The sequence below is a fragment of the Chamaesiphon polymorphus CCALA 037 genome (assembly GCF_003003845.1).
GTDB lineage: Bacteria > Cyanobacteriota > Cyanobacteriia > Cyanobacteriales > Chamaesiphonaceae > Chamaesiphon > Chamaesiphon polymorphus.
Genome location: NZ_PVWO01000007.1, coordinates 20,260 through 37,001 on the forward strand (window position 1 = coordinate 20,260; position 16,742 = coordinate 37,001).

The 16,742-nt window shown below is 47.1% G+C and carries 17 protein-coding genes and 2 pseudogenes; 2 read left to right on the top strand and 17 right to left on the bottom strand.

All coding sequences use genetic code 11. The annotated features are described in order from the left end of the window. Positions 1 to 28: 28 nt before the first annotated feature. The 10 genes and pseudogenes from C7B77_RS01185 to C7B77_RS01230 all read right to left on the bottom strand — a co-directional run. A pseudogene (locus C7B77_RS01185) lies at positions 29 to 268 on the bottom strand (alpha/beta fold hydrolase); the annotation flags it as partial. After that, positions 240 to 1,106 (bottom strand): pirin family protein, encoded by an 867-nt coding sequence (locus C7B77_RS01190; protein WP_106299542.1) that lies wholly within the window; start codon positions 1,104 to 1,106, stop codon positions 240 to 242. The gene C7B77_RS01190 and the pseudogene C7B77_RS01185, both read right to left, overlap by 29 nt. A 172-nt stretch (positions 1,107 to 1,278) precedes the next feature. After that, positions 1,279 to 1,707, bottom strand: a complete 429-nt coding sequence (locus tag C7B77_RS01195; protein WP_106299512.1) for a helix-turn-helix transcriptional regulator — start codon at positions 1,705 to 1,707, stop codon at positions 1,279 to 1,281. Between the two features lie 113 nt (positions 1,708 to 1,820). Next, entirely contained in the window at positions 1,821 to 2,378 is a 558-nt protein-coding gene (locus C7B77_RS01200; RefSeq protein ID WP_106299514.1) for a DsbA family protein, read from the bottom strand. A gap of 522 nt (positions 2,379 to 2,900) precedes the next feature. Continuing rightward, positions 2,901 to 3,431, bottom strand: coding sequence for a nuclear transport factor 2 family protein (locus tag C7B77_RS01205; protein WP_106299516.1), 531 nt, complete (start codon positions 3,429 to 3,431; stop codon positions 2,901 to 2,903). A gap of 333 nt (positions 3,432 to 3,764) precedes the next feature. Continuing rightward, positions 3,765 to 4,712: pseudogene (locus C7B77_RS01210) on the bottom strand (DUF5996 family protein). A gap of 417 nt (positions 4,713 to 5,129) precedes the next feature. Next, positions 5,130 to 5,762 (bottom strand): hypothetical protein, encoded by a 633-nt coding sequence (locus C7B77_RS01215; RefSeq protein ID WP_219891951.1) that lies wholly within the window; start codon positions 5,760 to 5,762, stop codon positions 5,130 to 5,132. Further along, positions 5,762 to 6,745, bottom strand: a complete 984-nt coding sequence (locus C7B77_RS01220) for a transglycosylase domain-containing protein (protein WP_106299520.1) — start codon at positions 6,743 to 6,745, stop codon at positions 5,762 to 5,764. Before C7B77_RS01220 ends, C7B77_RS01215 begins: the two co-directional genes overlap by 1 nt. Continuing rightward, the gene (locus tag C7B77_RS01225) at positions 6,742 to 7,569 is read right to left on the bottom strand and encodes a TIGR04255 family protein (RefSeq protein ID WP_219891952.1); all 828 of its coding nucleotides are present in this window, start codon (positions 7,567 to 7,569) and stop codon (positions 6,742 to 6,744) included. The genes C7B77_RS01220 and C7B77_RS01225 overlap by 4 nt, the downstream gene beginning before the upstream one ends. A gap of 667 nt (positions 7,570 to 8,236) precedes the next feature. Beyond that, positions 8,237 to 8,908: a TetR/AcrR family transcriptional regulator gene (locus C7B77_RS01230; protein WP_106299522.1), complete on the bottom strand. Its 672-nt coding sequence runs from the start codon at positions 8,906 to 8,908 to the stop codon at positions 8,237 to 8,239. 91 nt (positions 8,909 to 8,999) lie between these two features. On the opposite strand from C7B77_RS01230, the gene C7B77_RS01235 reads away from it, so the two are divergent. Beyond that, on the top strand, positions 9,000 to 9,953 hold the full coding sequence (locus C7B77_RS01235; RefSeq protein WP_106299524.1) for a Rieske 2Fe-2S domain-containing protein: 954 nt from the start codon (positions 9,000 to 9,002) through the stop codon (positions 9,951 to 9,953). Between the two features lie 127 nt (positions 9,954 to 10,080). Here the strand turns inward: C7B77_RS01235 and C7B77_RS01240 are convergent, their stop codons facing one another. Together C7B77_RS01240 and C7B77_RS01245 are read right to left on the bottom strand one after the other, a co-directional pair. Then, complete coding sequence (locus C7B77_RS01240) at positions 10,081 to 10,710, bottom strand: response regulator (RefSeq protein ID WP_106299526.1); 630 nt, start codon at positions 10,708 to 10,710, stop codon at positions 10,081 to 10,083. 6 nt (positions 10,711 to 10,716) lie between these two features. Next, entirely contained in the window at positions 10,717 to 13,416 is a 2,700-nt protein-coding gene (locus tag C7B77_RS01245; RefSeq protein WP_425430808.1) for a PAS domain S-box protein, read from the bottom strand. A 55-nt stretch (positions 13,417 to 13,471) separates the two neighbouring features. Between C7B77_RS01245 and C7B77_RS01250 the strand changes: the two genes are divergently transcribed. Continuing rightward, positions 13,472 to 13,708 carry a hypothetical protein gene (locus C7B77_RS01250; RefSeq protein WP_146138134.1) on the top strand — a complete coding sequence of 79 codons (237 nt, stop codon included), beginning with the start codon at positions 13,472 to 13,474 and terminating at the stop codon, positions 13,706 to 13,708. Positions 13,709 to 13,716: 8 nt separating this feature from the next. Here C7B77_RS01250 and C7B77_RS01255 read toward each other — a convergent pair whose 3' ends face one another. The 5 genes from C7B77_RS01255 to C7B77_RS01275 all read right to left on the bottom strand — a co-directional run. After that, positions 13,717 to 14,508 carry a CPBP family intramembrane glutamic endopeptidase gene (locus tag C7B77_RS01255; protein ID WP_106299532.1) on the bottom strand — a complete coding sequence of 264 codons (792 nt, stop codon included), beginning with the start codon at positions 14,506 to 14,508 and terminating at the stop codon, positions 13,717 to 13,719. Positions 14,509 to 14,550: 42 nt separating this feature from the next. Beyond that, the gene (locus tag C7B77_RS01260) at positions 14,551 to 14,850 is read right to left on the bottom strand and encodes a hypothetical protein (protein WP_106299546.1); all 300 of its coding nucleotides are present in this window, start codon (positions 14,848 to 14,850) and stop codon (positions 14,551 to 14,553) included. Positions 14,851 to 14,980: 130 nt separating this feature from the next. Next, a complete protein-coding gene (locus C7B77_RS01265) occupies positions 14,981 to 15,706 on the bottom strand; it encodes an alpha/beta fold hydrolase (RefSeq protein WP_106299534.1) in 726 nt (241 codons plus the stop codon). A gap of 159 nt (positions 15,707 to 15,865) precedes the next feature. Next, positions 15,866 to 16,243 carry a hypothetical protein gene (locus C7B77_RS01270; RefSeq protein WP_106299536.1) on the bottom strand — a complete coding sequence of 126 codons (378 nt, stop codon included), beginning with the start codon at positions 16,241 to 16,243 and terminating at the stop codon, positions 15,866 to 15,868. A gap of 73 nt (positions 16,244 to 16,316) precedes the next feature. Continuing rightward, on the bottom strand, positions 16,317 to 16,742 hold a 426-nt coding region (locus tag C7B77_RS01275; protein WP_146138135.1), incomplete at its 5' end, for a CPBP family intramembrane glutamic endopeptidase.

Consider the following 16,742-nt stretch of genomic DNA (forward strand, 5'->3'; position numbering starts at 1 on the left):
TCCGATTTGAGCGATCGCATGTCACTCCTTATTCCTGCTGAAGAAAGTCAAGTAATACGGGATTGACTCGATCGGCATGAGTCCAGTTGATGGCGTGCGGCTCGCCAGGAATGACCACAAGTTGACTATTTTCGATCGGTTTCGGGAGTCTTCCTGCGGTGGATTCAAGCGGCAAAATGCGATTTCCCTACAGGAACGCTCCGCGAACGGCATCGCCATGAACGACTAGGGTTGATATATCAATTATCGGGAAGCGGAATGAATTCAGTTTCACCAGGAACCGCCGGGAAGCGGCGGTCTTGCCAATCTTGTTTTGCCTGCTCGATCCGCTCTGAGCGGCTCGACACAAAGTTCCAGTACTTTGTGCGATCGCCCAATGGTGCCCCGCCAATAATCATTGCTTTTGCCTCAGCCTCTGCACGGATATCTACTGACTCATCCGGTGCTAAAACGGCTAGACGATATGGCTCTAAAGGCTTTCCATTTAAGAATAGGCCGGATGTAACGCTATAAACTGCCCTTTCTAAACCTTCTATTGGGGCTAGCTGAAATTGACTACCCTCCGTGAAAACGAGTGCTAGGTAAAGAGTATCAGAGTAGGTTATAACTGGCGATCGGTGAGACTGGTAGCTACCAGCGATTAAGGTCGCGCTGGTACCTGTTTGAATCCACCTCGGTAAATCGGTCGCCGGATAATGTGAAAAGCTGGGTTCGACTTCTTCAGCGGTTTCGGGGAGGGCAATCCAGGTCTGGATGCCGTGAAGAGTAGATTCTTTCTCTCTAGAGCTATCGGTCGATCGCTCAGAATGAACGATACCTTTGCCCGCTGTCATCCAGTTCACCTCGCCCGGAAAAATCTCTTGTACCGTACCTAGACTATCTCGATGCAGAAGGCTTCCTTCAAACAAATAGGTAACAGTCGCCAAATTGATGTGTGGATGGGGTCTAACATCGACACCTTTTCCAGCCGGGAAAATAGCTGGGCCTAAGTGGTCGAAGAAGATGAAAGGCCCAACCATTTTTAGGGTTTCACTCGGTAAGCTGCGCTGGATGCTAAACCCACCTAAGTCGTGCTTTTCGGGCACGATTAATTGCTGAATACTCATTTTTGTACGATCCATTCTTAGTTGACGTTGTGGACGAAGATACAATCTTAGTTCTGCTTCATACTCCTATGAATAACGCCTTAGTTTCTCATCCGATCTAACTTAAGTATAATCAATTCCAATCCTCGATTTCTTTCAGATTCTTATCCTGTTTTGTCAGATTCTTATGGAGTTAGCGAATCTGCTTTGGTGTGATGCCAGTAAGTCGCTTAAACTGTTGGGTCAGATGGCTTTGACTGGAAAAGCCCACTTGTAAGGCGATATCGGCGATTGTCAAATCCGTTTTTGACAGCATCGATTTGGCTCGTTCTACTCGCTGTTGAATCACATACTGATGCGGCGAAATTCCGGTTGCTTGTTTGAACGTACTAGCAAAGTAAGTCGGGCTAAGATTGATAACTTTTGCAAGTTCAGTCAGGGATAATTCTCGTTCGCGTAGCGTCGGCTCTGCTTGGTGGAACGCACGCTGAGGGAGCCTCAGCGCGATTCCATCCGCTGCCGAATCGAGATGGGCATAAATATAGTCGAGTACTTGTTGCAATTGGGTATGCGTTAAGCTTCTGTTCTTAGATTCAATGTTTGGCTTTGCAATTGTTAGCATCTTTTAAAAATTAGCAATTTATTTCGATAAAATAGGCGAAGGCTAGCAATCAAATTAGATAGCTTCACGCACTAACAAATAAGTCAGATATCGGGAGTAGGGATCGGGGGAAGTTAAGGACTTGCAGTAATAATGGCTGCTGTTAACTCCGTCGCGTTCCAGTATCTGGTATACCGATTTCCATTGATAAATAAAGCTGGAGCAGTCGTCACTCCACTCTGGATGCCACCTTCAATATCTTTGTCGATTCGATCGACATGAACTTGTTTACACAAGTCTTTGAGAAACTGAGGAATGTCAAGTCCTAAATCATTGGCGTACTCAATCAGATAACCATTCTCCAACCTTTGTTGATGGGCAAATAAAGTGTCGTGCATCGACCAAAACTGTCCTTGGGCAGCGGCGGCAACGGCTGCTTGGGCTGCCCGTCGAGCGTGAGGATGAATTTGTGCTTGCGGAAAATGACGGAAGATAAAGCATAAATAATCCTCTCCAAAAGAAGCACTAAGCTCTCGTTCGATCGCTTTAATCGGCTTGTAAACGTCCGCACTTCTGGAGTCTTGATAATCTCCATACATCACCAGCACGACCTTGGCACTCAGCACACCTTGCATCCAATCTTGGGTTGAAGGTGGGATAAATAAGGAACTCTGGCTACGATCGTCGTTCATTTTTCACGGGTACGATCGATCGTGGAACCTGGCAATTTACTTGCACGGGTTCATCGATCGCATAACTGGTTGCTATAAATTAAATATAGGCGATCGCCTTCGAGTCGTCGTCTATAGCGAGTTAACTCTTTTACAGTACAAATTGATAGAGTAACCCTGCCATCGCAAAGTAGAATACTAGCTATAACTTAAGTTAGAATCGGGCGCATCGATTCGTATTTAATTCCCCTTAAAAGGAGAGGCTTCATACCTCTTTTCTTAGTAAATACAATGCATAAAAGCAGTTCGTCTAGATTAAATTTAATCTAGACGAACTGCTCAATTTAACCGTTCAATTTATAGTTGAACTTTAATCGCTAGCAGTGCGACCAGATCGGCATGAGCTAACACCACATTGGGGTTGCGTTGAAACGCCGCATCATACTTCACGGGAAGCCTGCTCCTTCAAGCATTTCTACACTATTAATGATTCCAGTAACGGTTCGGAATTTGAGACTCATTTGGCAATCTCTTTTTGCGACCTCAGAACTTTGCGCCGCTCATGGCAGCCATGAATGCCATCGGGTTCCAGTATTCGCGGTAGGTGACGATTAGCCCGTTCTCGAACGTGACAAACGTGGCGTAGCTCATTTCATAGGGGTTGCCGTTAGCGATTACCCGACCTGAGACGCTCCATTCGGCAATGGCCATGCTGGGGTCATCGGTAGCGACGATCTTCAGCGTGGGAGTCCGCTGCACGTCGATGACGCTGGGATAGTTCTTCAAATACTCGTAGATAGCCGCGCGGCCAACCATCTTTCTGGACGCTGCGTCGGGCGCGAAGGGGAATTCGACGACGACGTTTTCGTCGCAGAGTTCAGCCCAGCCCTTAATATCTTTGGCTAGGAAAGTGTCCAGACTGCGCTTGAGCAATTGCGCTGCGGTCAGACCCTTGCCAGCCTCTTGGGTGTGTGCGGGTGCGGCGGTGGCGAGCGTGACATCGCTTGTGAGACGATCGCTCGGCAGCAGCACGGCATCGTTGGGATCGATCGTTGTGTCGATGGTATTGCTCATGGGTTTGTCTCCATATCTATCTGTATGAATTCAATATAAGCAATTGCTCTCCAGCCGTCGTCTATAGCGAGTTAACTCTTTTACAGTACAAATCGATCGAGTAACCATTCCATCGCAAAGTAGAAGACTAGCTATAACTTAAGTTAGAATCGGGCGCATCGATTCGTTTTTAATTTCCCTAAAAGTGGAGGCTACACACCTCTTTTCTTAGTAAATACAAGATATAAAAGCAGTTAGTCCAGATTAAATTTAATCTGGACTAACTGCTCGATGTTTATGCAAATAAGTTAGAATCCGAACTCGATCGCAAGTCAACAGAAATTCAAGCATTGGCTACCCCTGTAGAAGTGGGGTATGCTCCAGTGCATCCCGATCCCAACGTCCTAAATTTGCCGCTGCTTCATAGGTGCTTTGAAAAAAAGCAAGCATCATCGCATCTGGATCGCTAGCCTGTCTAACGGCTTCATAAGGCAGGACAAACTCTTGCATCTGGGAGCTGTAAAACGCTTCCTTGGGTGCGATCGAGTAATCCTGAAACCCCTCCGGCGCAGGGTAGGCATACGCATAAAAAACAGGGTCTACAACCGACCCGCCCCCCGGCCAGAAGCCACAACTACTGACTTCGTGCGAGTAAGCTTCCCGTGTGACCCAATCGGCCATATTTGGGACTCCCCCTGGATGCTCTGGCGCACGACGACCAGAAAAACGAGTCACCGCGAGATCGAAACTCCCCCAGAAGAAATGCACGGGACTGGATTTACCAATAAACCGGGAACGGAACAGGTTCATGACCCGATCGACTTGCACGAGAATTCGCCAGAATCGTTGTGCATAGTCCGGATCGTAAGCGGCGTGGCGATCGTCTTGGGCGAACGGGAGCGGTTCTGCTATTTCCTGCGGCATCGTCCAGATTCGGACTTCGATGCCCATTTCACTCAGTGCGGCCATGACAGTCTGATAAAAATCTGCAACGGAGCGAGGAACCAGTGCAATTTGTTTAGTCATGCCATCACTGGTATCAATTTGTAATTGATGTTCGATAAAATCAAAACTGATTTGAAAGGTGCGAGTTGCGTAAGGGATTGAAGCGGTTGTTAGTCCACGCGGTGTTACATAAAAGGTAGACTGCCACCAGTGATTGAGTTTAGGTGCTAGTGCCAATCAAATTTTGCCAATGATTTGTGTCCACAGATGGAGAGTTGTGTAGGTATCCTGCCACGCGGCAAGCGGCAAACTGGGCCAAATCATGTCAACGGAAGTACCTTGAGCAGAAACTACCATAAGAAGCCTCCATATGAGGAAAATATTGTGAAAAATGGGAAGAGAGTCTAGGCTTTGTTCTAAGTTGACTACCGATCGATACATCTCTACTTGCATAAACTCAATATAGGCGATCGCCTTCAAGCTGTCTTCTACAGCAAGTTAAATTTTTTACAGTACAAATCGATAGAGCAGCCATTCGATCGCAGAGTAGAAGGCTAGTTATAACTTAAGTTAGAATCCCAAGTCGATCGAAAGTCAACAGAAATTCAAGTATTGGCTACCCCTGTAGAAGTGGGTCGCTACAGGTAATCCATGCCCTCCAAGATCTTGATGCGGCGTTTACGAAGAGATTCTGGCAGATTTCGACGATCGCTCAAACATCCTTTGGGACTGGGTAGACAAGCGGCGATGGTTGGCTTATTGGTGGGTGTTATTTTAATGAGAAGACAGCCGATCGAGGTCTAGTCGATCGCTTTGTGTATATTCCTTGGCTGTCATATCATCCAGCGTTACCACTGAGCCATCTACAGCACTAAATCTTCCCGATGCGGGGAGTAGTTTCAGCCAACTATCCAGCCATTTATGCCATTCTCGATCTTGGAAGCGATCGTCTGTCTCGGCGCAGACAAACCAGAATATTAGTTCTACTGCTTCTGCATCCCAAGCGGGTGTGGCACTTACTCTGATTTCGCGTAAGGCGCGTAGAGCCTCGCCTTCATCAGTAGATTTCTCGTGCTTGTCCTGCATTCGCTTTTGCAGCTTGTGAGCGAGCCGATTAAAATCATCAGGAAAGGCAACTCGACTGCGTTTGCGCGATAATGCCTCTGCTAGATCGCGAGTATCTGCATCACTTTGGCATCCGGGTATTCTCTCCCATGCTGCTACCACAGCCTTTTCTACGGTCATTACTCGATCGAGATCTGCTACCAGAAAGAGATCGGCAACTCCCGCAATGTAGGCGTAGTTAGGTCGTTTTAGTTTTTTAATCTCTATCAAGTCTCCTTGAGACCATTTGCTCAAGGCTGAGTCTATTGCTAGAATCCCCGCATCAGGTTCATTGCTCGTCACTATTTATTTCGACTCCTCACGCTTTTTGCCGCTCTTGACTTACCTACCTCCCGATGGATGGAATCTTGGATAGCATCTACCAGATCCGCTGGATTGGGTGGTACTCGCGACATCTCTGCTGCGGTCGATAATTTACCTAATTTGGGTTTGGCGGGCGCATTACCAGCACCGAGCAGATATTTGACTCGCTCGAATTCACCTGCTGCAAGTAGTTCTAGATAGGATTTCCCGTCATCAGCAATGCCCATTAATAGACTGCGATTGCTACTGGCACTACCGCGAGAAATGTACTTCACCGAGTCCAAAGTTCGATTTAACTTTTCCTCATTAGCTGAAGACAGCGGCTCCCCACTAGCCCAGAAATGAACGCTCCGGCGCGAAACACCGAACAGAGTCGCAAGTTGCTCCCAAGTTAAACCACTCAACTTTCTAAGTTCGTTAATAGCTTGCTGTGTAGATTTTACGGGAAGTGCGGCTGTTTCGACTGCATGGACACCTCGATCGAATTCGGTCGAGTTGACATGAAATGCTGAGGCTTGGAATTTTTTCCAAATTTTCCCCATCAACGAAGTGACAGAAAGCTCTAATCCTTGATGAATTGAAGCGCGATTTTGCCAGAGGAAGACATTTTTAGCTGTTTGCTGCCCGATTGCACAAACATCTTCCGTCGTATTTACAAACGGATAGCATCTGCGTTGATACACTTGCTCGTGCTTGGAATAATCATGTATGGCAATGATGGATAACAAGACACTTTTTGGAATGGTTACTTCAATCTCTACACCGCTAGTTGTCATATTTAGAGCCGCTAAAAAATGACGTTTGTGTATTTCCGCCACCATTGCTGTGCTGCGATCGCTCGTAAAGATTGCCGAATCGATCCAATGACTCGTGCTTGAATTTAATCTACCCTCTACGGTAGACATTACTTGGGCTTGGTTCGTCAAGGTGCGATTAGTTGTTGTTTCTAGAAGAGTATTCATAATTCACCACCATAGCGTCGTAAAAATTCATCAGTTACCGCCCAGCGAAAGAATGTATAAATTCTCTCGGTAAAGCGCAGAGCCTGAGCCATGAGAGCTTCAAGGTTAAATACTTGAGGGTTTGTCGCAGATATGTCTAGATCGAGTATCCAGCTACGTTCGGAGACGGCTTCGATCGTGTAAGGATCGAAAGTGGCATTAGCAGGCATCACACCCCATCTAGCGGAGATTTGAGCTTCTGGCAATAAAAATAATGACTCGTGCAGCACTTGATGAACGTACTCCTGAAGATCGCTACAGCTAATCCCAGCCATTTCGGGTCGAATCAACTGCGATATGTCTTCCAGATTTTGACCAACAACCCGATCGATATAGCGCAAGCCCACTCGATCGATCTGTGACAAGTGAAAGTTGCTGTGAAGTTTGACCAGCAAATCTTCTAAACGTGCCAAGAAGTCGGTGCGACTGGTGTATTTAGTCGTCTCGATCGACACTGAACTGCTCGATAGCGAGATCCGCCACGTCCGATCTGTATTCCAAAAGCACCAAGTTGTCTGAATTGTCGGCGTTACAGAGGCCCCGTCAGTATTCAATATGAGGCTTTGCGTTTTCACAGGTTCGAGGGTCGGGTATTCTGCCCGAATTGACTCTTGAAAGGCACCAACAAACGCCTGTTGCTCGATCGACAGAATCGGCGGAAACCGTACCTGCGCGATCGCTCTCACCAAGGGCGCGTTTGTTAATGGCACCTCTGACGGTGGTGTGGCGATGAGTGGATTAGCATCAATCACTTTCGGCGTGCCTTTTGCGACTTTCGCAAACATGGTGTGGGACTGGAGCAGATGAGTATTTTTATCATGCCCTAATATACATATCTTATAACAGCAGTGTGAAATAAAGTGTGAAGTTATTCAGCACAAGCCATCTCACTGAAACTGTAGCACGATCGAGAACAGCTAGTGCCGATTGAATAGTATCGACTTCTTAAGTTTCAAATAATGACTCCCCACATCGATCGGCTACCCATTACCCTACATTCAGCATGTTCCTTTTTGAAATAAAGAGTTACACTCTAAATCCTATCTGTATAAGGACTCCAGCTTATGCAGTACTTTTGAACTGAAAATGATTGTTGACAAAGACACCCCCTTTATTGACAATATTCTTTACTTAGAGACTGTAATATCCTTAATGCTTGGTAATAATTATTTAAACGTGAATTTAACCTGCTGAATGTGGGATTAATACTAGCTTCGCCAACAGTAAGTTCAATTTTTTACAGTACAAATCGATAGAGTCGCCATGCGATCGCAAAGTAGAAGACTAGCTATAACTTAAGTTAGAATCCCAAGTCGATCGAAAGTACACTCTATAGAACCCAGTTGAGATCTTTGTAGGCGATTGTCTACCTAATGAGAGTTAGGCTGCTTGAGTTATTGGTAGAATCTTAATCAGCTTTGCTCACAATTCAGCATCAGAGACTATGCCATATCAAGCTTTGATGCCAGCCCAAATGAGATCGATCGCTGCTTGAATCTGTTGCTCGATCGCCTCTGCACTTAAAAGCTGCCGCGCCGGATCGAGATACTTCAGATTTTCATGAGCATTGAAGTAAAACGTACAAACACCCAAGATATTAATTGCTGTCAGAAATGGATCTAGCGATCGCACCACCCCTTCAGCCATGCCACGTTCTAAGATCGTTGTTATGCCCCAAAAACTTTTTTGCCAACCACTAGATTGCCCATATTGTCCCTGATTCTGAATTGCTTCATAAAACCACAGCATTCCTCGATGCGGGTACATTGCACCATATGTAATACCCGATCGAATAGATGCTTCGATCGCTTCTTGTATTGATAAAGAGTCTGAAACAAGTTGCTCGGATACGATATCTAATTCGCTACCAATGCGTTGCATTACCGCTTGATAGAGTCCTTCCTTACTCTTGAAGTAGTAGTAAATCATTGCTTTAACCACACCCGTCCGCGCCGCGATCTCATCAATTTTAGTGCCAGCTAACCCATAGCGGGCAAACTCTTCTTCTGCTGCATCCAAAATCTGTGCCTGAGTTGCCTCCGCATCGCGGGCTTGGCGGGGTTTTTTCGATTTTTGCCTTGAAGAATCTGAAGAACTCACTGAATAACCTTTTTCCTGCACCATAATTTTAACTGAAAGTTTGGTCAGTAGTTGACAAACTAGATGCGGCAAGAGATACTGACTATATATTCAGTCAGTTATGGAAATATCAGCTATGAATACCATTTTGCCCGGTGCGCCTTGGCTAATCGCCCATCGATCGATGCTAGGAATTAATAAACCTTACAAAGTGACACTCAACGGGCAAGATTACGTTCTGTGGCAGAACGATCGCGGCGAGGTATTTGGCTTAGATAATGTTTGTCCGCACATGCAGGCTCCGCTATCCAATGGTTGGATTTGCCAAGAGCGGGACACCATTACCTGCCCATTCCATGCCTTGGAATTTGACGGCGAAGGCAGGTTGCATCGAGAAGGTAAGCGAGATACACAGCCACTCTCGCGATCGCTCAAACTGACGGTAATTGGCGATTTTATTTGGACATACGATAATTGTGAGCCGCGAGTGCCTATTCCCGACATCGTTCAAAATATCGCTGCGGAATACGATTTTATCGGAATTGCGGGAGAAAAGACTATTCGATCGGATTTTTTGAGTACTTGGCTGATTAATTCCGATTTCAACCATCAAAATGGCACCCATCGAGAGTTATTTCAAATCGTCCAAAATCAAATGACTGAATTCGATAAAGATGGCTATTGGTATCAAGTGAAACAGGAGAGTACCAGAGCCAATAATTCACTTGGGGAAATTTTCAGTAATCCGGTGTTATTAACATTACCGAAAATTCTCAAAAGTACAGTGGAGTATTTTTTCCCTTCAGTTCTAGTACTCTACGCTGAATCAGGAATTGGGCCATTTGCTCAAGTCGTCGTGCAATATCCTCAGCAAAACGATCGAACCAAAATTTACGAGTTAATCTTTGGTAAGTTCAAGTTTGCAGGGATGAAGCCTCTATTTCGTCAATCCATGTTAAAAGCTATCGATGTGGTTGTCGAGCAAGATTCGATGGCGATCGAAACTCGTTATCCTTCCCAACTTGCTAAAATCAAACTTCCAAATGAAGAGGTGATGGCATATGCTGAGAAGCTCTACAAGGAATGGTAGTAGCGATGACCGCAACCTAAGCAATCGCTGCACCAGAACGATCGAAATGGTTAGTTATTGACAACAGCGATCTGCGTCCGTGTAGCGTCGGCTCTGCCGAATCATCAGCAAAGATCTCAAATGGGTTCTATAAACTGACAATGCCACGTTTAACGGCAACAATCACCGCTTGGGTGCGATCGCTCACATCTAACTTATTCAAAATCCGATTGACATGGGATTTAACCGTGCCTTCCCCGATACTCAAAGCCGCCGCAATCTCGGCATTGCTCATCCCCTGCGCCAGCGAGCGGAGTACTGCTAGTTCTCGTTCGCTCAATTCTGGATTGCTCATTCGCTGTACCAACTTTGCTCCCACATCGGGCGGAATATACTTCTGACCCCGATGAATGGTGCGAATGGCATTCAGCAGCTCGTCCGGTTCGGTTTCTTTCAACAGATATCCTTTTGCGCCTGCCTGCAATCCCCGATAAATATCTTCGTCACTATCATACGTGGTCAGGACAATAATCCGCGCAGATTTAGTAGTAGTACAAATTGCACCGATCGCAGTAACTCCCTCCACTTCTGGCATTCGCAGATCCATCAGCGTCACATCCGGTTGATGTTCCTCAAATAGCGCGATCGCCTGTTCTCCATTTTCGGCTTGGGCAATTACCTGCATATCTGGATCGCGATCGATAATCGTCGCTAATCCTTGCCGAAAAATGGCATGGTCGTCTGCAATCAGAACTCGAATGGTTGTGGCTTGGCTCATCGCGATCTACTCCCGATTGACGGTGACAATAATCTCTGTTCCTTGTCCGGGTTGACTTCTAATTGCCAGTTGTGCGCCGATGCGCTCTGCCCGTTCGCTCATGCCGAGTAAGCCGAAACCCTCAGAAGATGGAATACTCCCAACTCCAAAACCCCGTCCATTGTCTTTGACGCGCAAGCAAAATCGATCGCGATCGTATTTTAGCTCCACTCGAATTTCGTCAGCATTGGCGTGTCTGGTCGCATTGGTTAATGCTTCCTGCCCCATCCGCAGTAGGTTACTCTCGACTTCAGGAGGTAGAGCATACACCGCACCCTCGATCTCGTAATACAAAGTGGTATCCATTGCCGCAGCTCTAATCTGCGCGATGAGACGATGGAGAGCGTTCTGTAAACTGCCCTCCTCCAAAAGCTGAGGACGGAGCGCGACAACCGATCGCCGCGCTTCAACCAGTCCAGTTCGTGCCAATTCTGCGATTAGGTCTAGGTGTGCCTGAGTTGCTTCTACATCGTCCGTTAGCACCTGCTTGGCCGCTCCCACCTGAGCCAGAATGCCTGTAAACGCCTGAGCGAGCGTGTCGTGAATCTCGCGGGCCATGCGGTTGCGCTCTTCCAAAATTGAAGCTGCTTCAGCCCGTTTGCGATCGTCGATATCCGTCACAACTCCCAACGCTCGGATGGGTTCGCCGAATTCATTCCAGGCAACAACGTTGCCAACAGCGAGAATCCATTTCCACTGACCATCCTGGGTACGATGGCGATACTCTGCTCGATAGCTGGGGATTTCTCCAGTAATACAAGCATAGTAAACTGCAAGCACCGATTCCCTGTCGTCAGGATGCAAACTCTCAATCCACTTAGATTTGGTCACTTGATATGTTGCTGGATCGTAGCCCAGCATTAAAGCGTATTCTGGGTTAATCGCGACTTCTTCAGTTTTGATATTGAGATCGTAGAGTCCTTGATTTGCAGCGGTTAATGCTAAGCGTAGTCGTTCTTCACTCATTTGTAGAGCAGCTTCTGCTTGCTTGCGATCGCTAATATCTGCGATCGTTCCTTCAATGTAGTCATCGGTGGCATTCAGATAAGAAGAGAAAAGTACCCAAAACACTGTCCCATCTCGTTTTCGCATCTGTACTTCAAAGCTTCGCAGTTCTCGATCGCGCTTCATCAACTCAATGGCGTGTTGGCGAACGTTGGGATTTACATAATAGCCTGTGGTGTGTTCCAGCCCAACGATCTCTTCTGGCGAATCAAAGCCAAGCAGCTCGGCAAAGCATTGATTGGCTTTGAGAATTAATCCATCACAGGTACGAGTTCGGTAGATGCCAACCTGCGAGTTTTCAAAGATGGTTCGGAACGTAGTTTCGCTGCGTTGTAGTGCCTCTTCTGCTTGTTTCCGCTGGGTGGTGTCATTGCCCACCGATAAGATTTCAACGACCTCTCCCCGCTCATTAAAGATGGCTTGATTCGACCACTCCATCCAAACTCGCCGACCGTCTCGACACAGGTTTTCACCCTCGGCTTGCGGATACGCTTGAGGATTACGAAGTAAATCGTGGACAAAGGGTCTCATATCGCGTCCAGAGAGTTCGGCTTCTGGAATGATGGTTTCAAATACGGTTCGCCCTAAAATCTCATGTTCCTCATAACCTAGGAGTTTGACCCCATAATCGTTGATGTATCGAATCCGTCCTTGCGGATCGTAGCGAAGGATGACGGAATTCGCGGTTTGGAGCAGGTTGCGATAATTCGCTTCACTTTGCCGGAATGCTGCTTCTGCCTGTTTGTGATCGCTAATATCCGCAAGTACGCCTTCGATGTAGTCATCACCTGCATTCAGGTAAGAAGAGAAAAGTCCCCAAAACACTGTCCCATCTCGTTTTCGCATCTGTACTTCATAGCTTCGCACTTCTCGATCGCGCATCAGCGACTCAAGGAATTGTTTGCGCTCGCTGGGATTGACATAATAGTCTGCGGTGCGTTCGAGTCCAATCATCTCCTCTGGTGAGTCAAAGCCATACAGATTGGCAAAGCGTTGATTGGCATCAAGAATTAATCCATCACAAATGCGGACTCGGAAGATGCCGACCTGCGAGTTTTCAAAGATATTGCGGAACTTGGTTTCACTGCGTTGTAATGCCGCTTCGGTTTGTTGCCGTTCGGCGATCTCCTGCTGTAAAGCTTGAGTTTGCTCTTCTACTTTCCTTTCTAGTGTTTCGGTGTAGTTTGTTAACTGCTCGTATAACCGAGCGTTCTCTAGTGAAATCGCTGCCTGAGCGATCGATAGTTTGAGAGCTTGTAAGCGATCGTGGGTAAACACTCCAGTACTGAGATCGTGCTCCAGATAAAGGATGCCGATCGTCTGACTTTGCATGAGAATTGGCAGACAAAGGAGCGATCGCGTTTGCTGGTGTTGAATATAAGGATCGGTCGAAAAAGGCGATTTGCTGACTGCATCATCAAACACCAGCGTTTCAGATGTGCGTGCTACCGAGTGAATGACGGAGACAGGAATCGTTGCACAGTCAACAAGAGCGATCTTTTCCAGGTCGCACTGTCTACTCCCACTGCATTGAGCCACCACAATGAGTCGATCGTCTTCCAGGAGAATCAGAGTGCCAGTTTCGGCTCCGGCAGTTTCGATCGCTACCTGCATCAACATGGCAATTAATCGATCGAAATGGATCATCGAACGCTCTCCCAACGAAAGACTCTCAGCCATCTCCCAAATTATATCGCTTGCTAAACTCCAGAGACTTGTGACATCTTTTCCTGTGACATGTGTATTTCTCCTTCGACTTGGTTCGATGTGTTTTCCCGATCGAGTTTGGGGATTAAAAATTCGATCGCAGATCGTTCGAGCGGTAAAACCGATTCATATCGCGGTCGATCGCTACTCGATCGCAACGTGTCGCACTGTCGATCGACTACTGCGCTACATACCCACCATCTACCATCAATGTTTCACCTGTTACGAACGAGTGAAATTGCTTTAGAAAAAAGCTCAGACAAATCTTGCCAGCAAAAGGTTAAGAGCAAAGGAAAAAGCATGAACGCTGACATGGGATAACATCGCCGCCTCAAGCGAGTATTGCCAAAAGAGCCAACCAAAAGCAATGCCAGCAATGCCATTGAGTAATATCGCTCGGATAACCACAAGTGGAGTGAGTGGAACGATCGCGGCAGTCGCGGGCAGGTGTAAAAGTCCAAATACCAGTGCTGCTAGCACGATCGCACCTTGGTATATTCCTTTGCTTGGCAACGTAATGCCTTGTTTTAAGACCTTCCATCCGATCCAAACAAGCAGCGACATTAAGCCCCAGCGCAACAGAATTTCCTCAGTAATGCCGCCATAAAGCATTGCTGTCAGCGAACTCAGCCAATTCGGTTCTGTGCGATTGGATGCTTGTAGTGCTTCAGGGAGAGCAGGTTTCATCAACCGATCGATCGACAGAATAACGATCGTCGTCGCTGCACCTAAACCCAAGCTCCATTTCATCTCGATGACAGAAAATGGAATCTTGGGGGTATGAAGCACCCAGTAGTCAATTAAATGGGAGTGTAATCCAACGCGATATGCACAGCCAATTCCAATCGAAATGCCGATCGCTAGTAGAACTGTAAGCTGTAGTCCTTGCAGCAGCATTAAAACCCACAGTGGCGGAACTTTTGCCAGCATTTCTGGAGACAGTTTCGCCAACTGTCGATCGACTAATGGAGCCGACGTAATTGTAAGCATCGCAATTCCCGCAATACCCAACCCAAATAGAATCCCAAATTGTTTCAAAACTGCCATCGATCGATCTCCAGGTGTTGGCAACTCATCGTTGAAACGGCTCTATCCTAGAACTAGGGTTCGATAACCCTGCCGCTCCAGTCGGTTGGCAGCACGTCGAGCCTCGCGACGATTGTAGTGGACACTTTGATAAATCCATCGGCGATTGTCACTACTGCGGTAATAAACCACAAATGGCCGACTGCGCCGATCGTCACCATACTCGTAGTCACGATCCTGGTCATCGCGATATCGATCTCGATCGTACTGGGCGATTTTGTCTGAATCTAGTGCCTGTGCTGTAAAGGGCATAGTTACTAAGAGTCCCGTACCCACCAGTGTTAGCAAAATTATCTTTTTCATGAGATTAGTTTGAAGGTGTAAAACTTGGATTCGAGCGATCGTCATGTCTGTGATTCTCCTTAATTGGTTTAATCTGCTGATTCAGGCGCACATTGTTTGAGTTGTCATGTATTTTCATCTAAAAAAGTTGCTAGTCCCGTCCTGCCACAATAATCTTTTCAGCTAAACCAACAGGGTTAGAAAACATCACCTCATGGCTACCGGGCATTTGCACGAACCGAAATTGCCCCAAGCGGCTAGACATGTGGGGATGCCATCCCCACTCGCCTTGAGGCAAAACGTTGTCTTCTGTGCAGTAGAGGTAACTTTTAGGAATCGATAGCGAGTAAAACCGCTTCAAGTCCAACTTGTCAATCCACGGTTGATACGGTTCGGGCGATAATTGTGCGTAACTGGATTTAGCCAAGTCGAGGTCAGCATCGTTGATAAACGCTTCTTGCCAAATCTCAAAAGGTAGCATCACCGTCCGATCGTTTGATTCTCTAATTAGCTCGTCGAGTAATGCTTGAAGATGCGGTGGAAAGTTATCTCTAATGCTCTCTCCATCATTGAGAACAAAGGCATCGAAGAAGATGAGCCGTCGAATGCGATCGCCAATTGCTTCAGCAACTTTTGCGATAATTGTGCCACCGAAACTATGCCCTAACAAAACGATATCTGTTAAGTCTTTGCTAACAATGTAATCGACGATCGATTGCGTACATCGATGGTGGTTGACGTTTTTATCCACACCTTTCCCATGACCCGCGATCGTGGGAGCAAAAGCCTGATGCCCTTTTGCTTCTAAATGGTTGATGACTGCAATCCATGCAGAACCATCATGCCACGAGCCATGAATTAAGACAAAAGTTGACATATAATTCCCTCAAATATGACCTGAAAATTCAGCACGGTTGTGTTCTCTTGAACCGGATCTATTCACTGTGAGTCCACGCTCGCCGATCGAAATTTAATTCGCTTTGTCAGATTCTGATGATGAAGAGCGAGTCCGGTTTGGGATCGTCCGATTCAGACATTAATGTTCGGAATTAACTTGCCATGTAATCGCAATGACTTCTGCAAATATTAAGACAACTAATAGCCGCGAAAACGCTCCTAAAATGGCTGCCATCGTCCAGTTCTGACTCTGAACCTCCCAGATCGACACCACAATATTCACTCCGATTACCAACCAAGGTAGAATTACCGCTGAATTCTGTCGGCGATAGATGCGCAGCGTCGCCTCACGCCAGAATGGGAAGGTACTCAGGAAACAAACGAAGTAGGATGCTCCGGCAGTGACGAGTAAGCTGGTTTGCAGACTCGAAGGCAGGTTCGGGTATCCCAGACCGATCGCCATCAGACAAACTCCCAGCGCGAGATACAGGAAAGTAAACAAGGTAAATCGTTTCATTCTTGCTCCTTGAAATGGAAAACCTTCTAGATTGAAAGACCCTCAGCATCAAATCGAACTCCGAACCTTCACATCAGCCCATGCCAGCGGCTACCATCACCGGAATTGTGGGCAGGTTAAACACGACGTGAACGACAACGGCAGGCCAGATCGAGCCGCTGCGACGGAAGACCTCGGCAGTAGCCAAACCAGCTACTACGGCTGCGGGAAAGATGATGTTGATGCCGTGGGCGAGGGCGAAGATGAGGGTGCTGCCCACGACCCCAACGAAGGAGCCGTAGCGCAGGAGCGCGTTGGTGACGACACCCCGAAAGAGCAGCTCCTCACCGAGGGGCGTGAGGATGCCGATGAAAAACGTGGCTAAAACTAGAGACAGTAACCCGCCGCCCCCGCCCTGGGCGTAAACACCCTGGACGTTGTTGGCATTTCCGGTAATCTGAATCCAGGCCAGAATCGCCACTCCCTTAATTACGAAGGCGACCAGTCCGACTCCGACCCC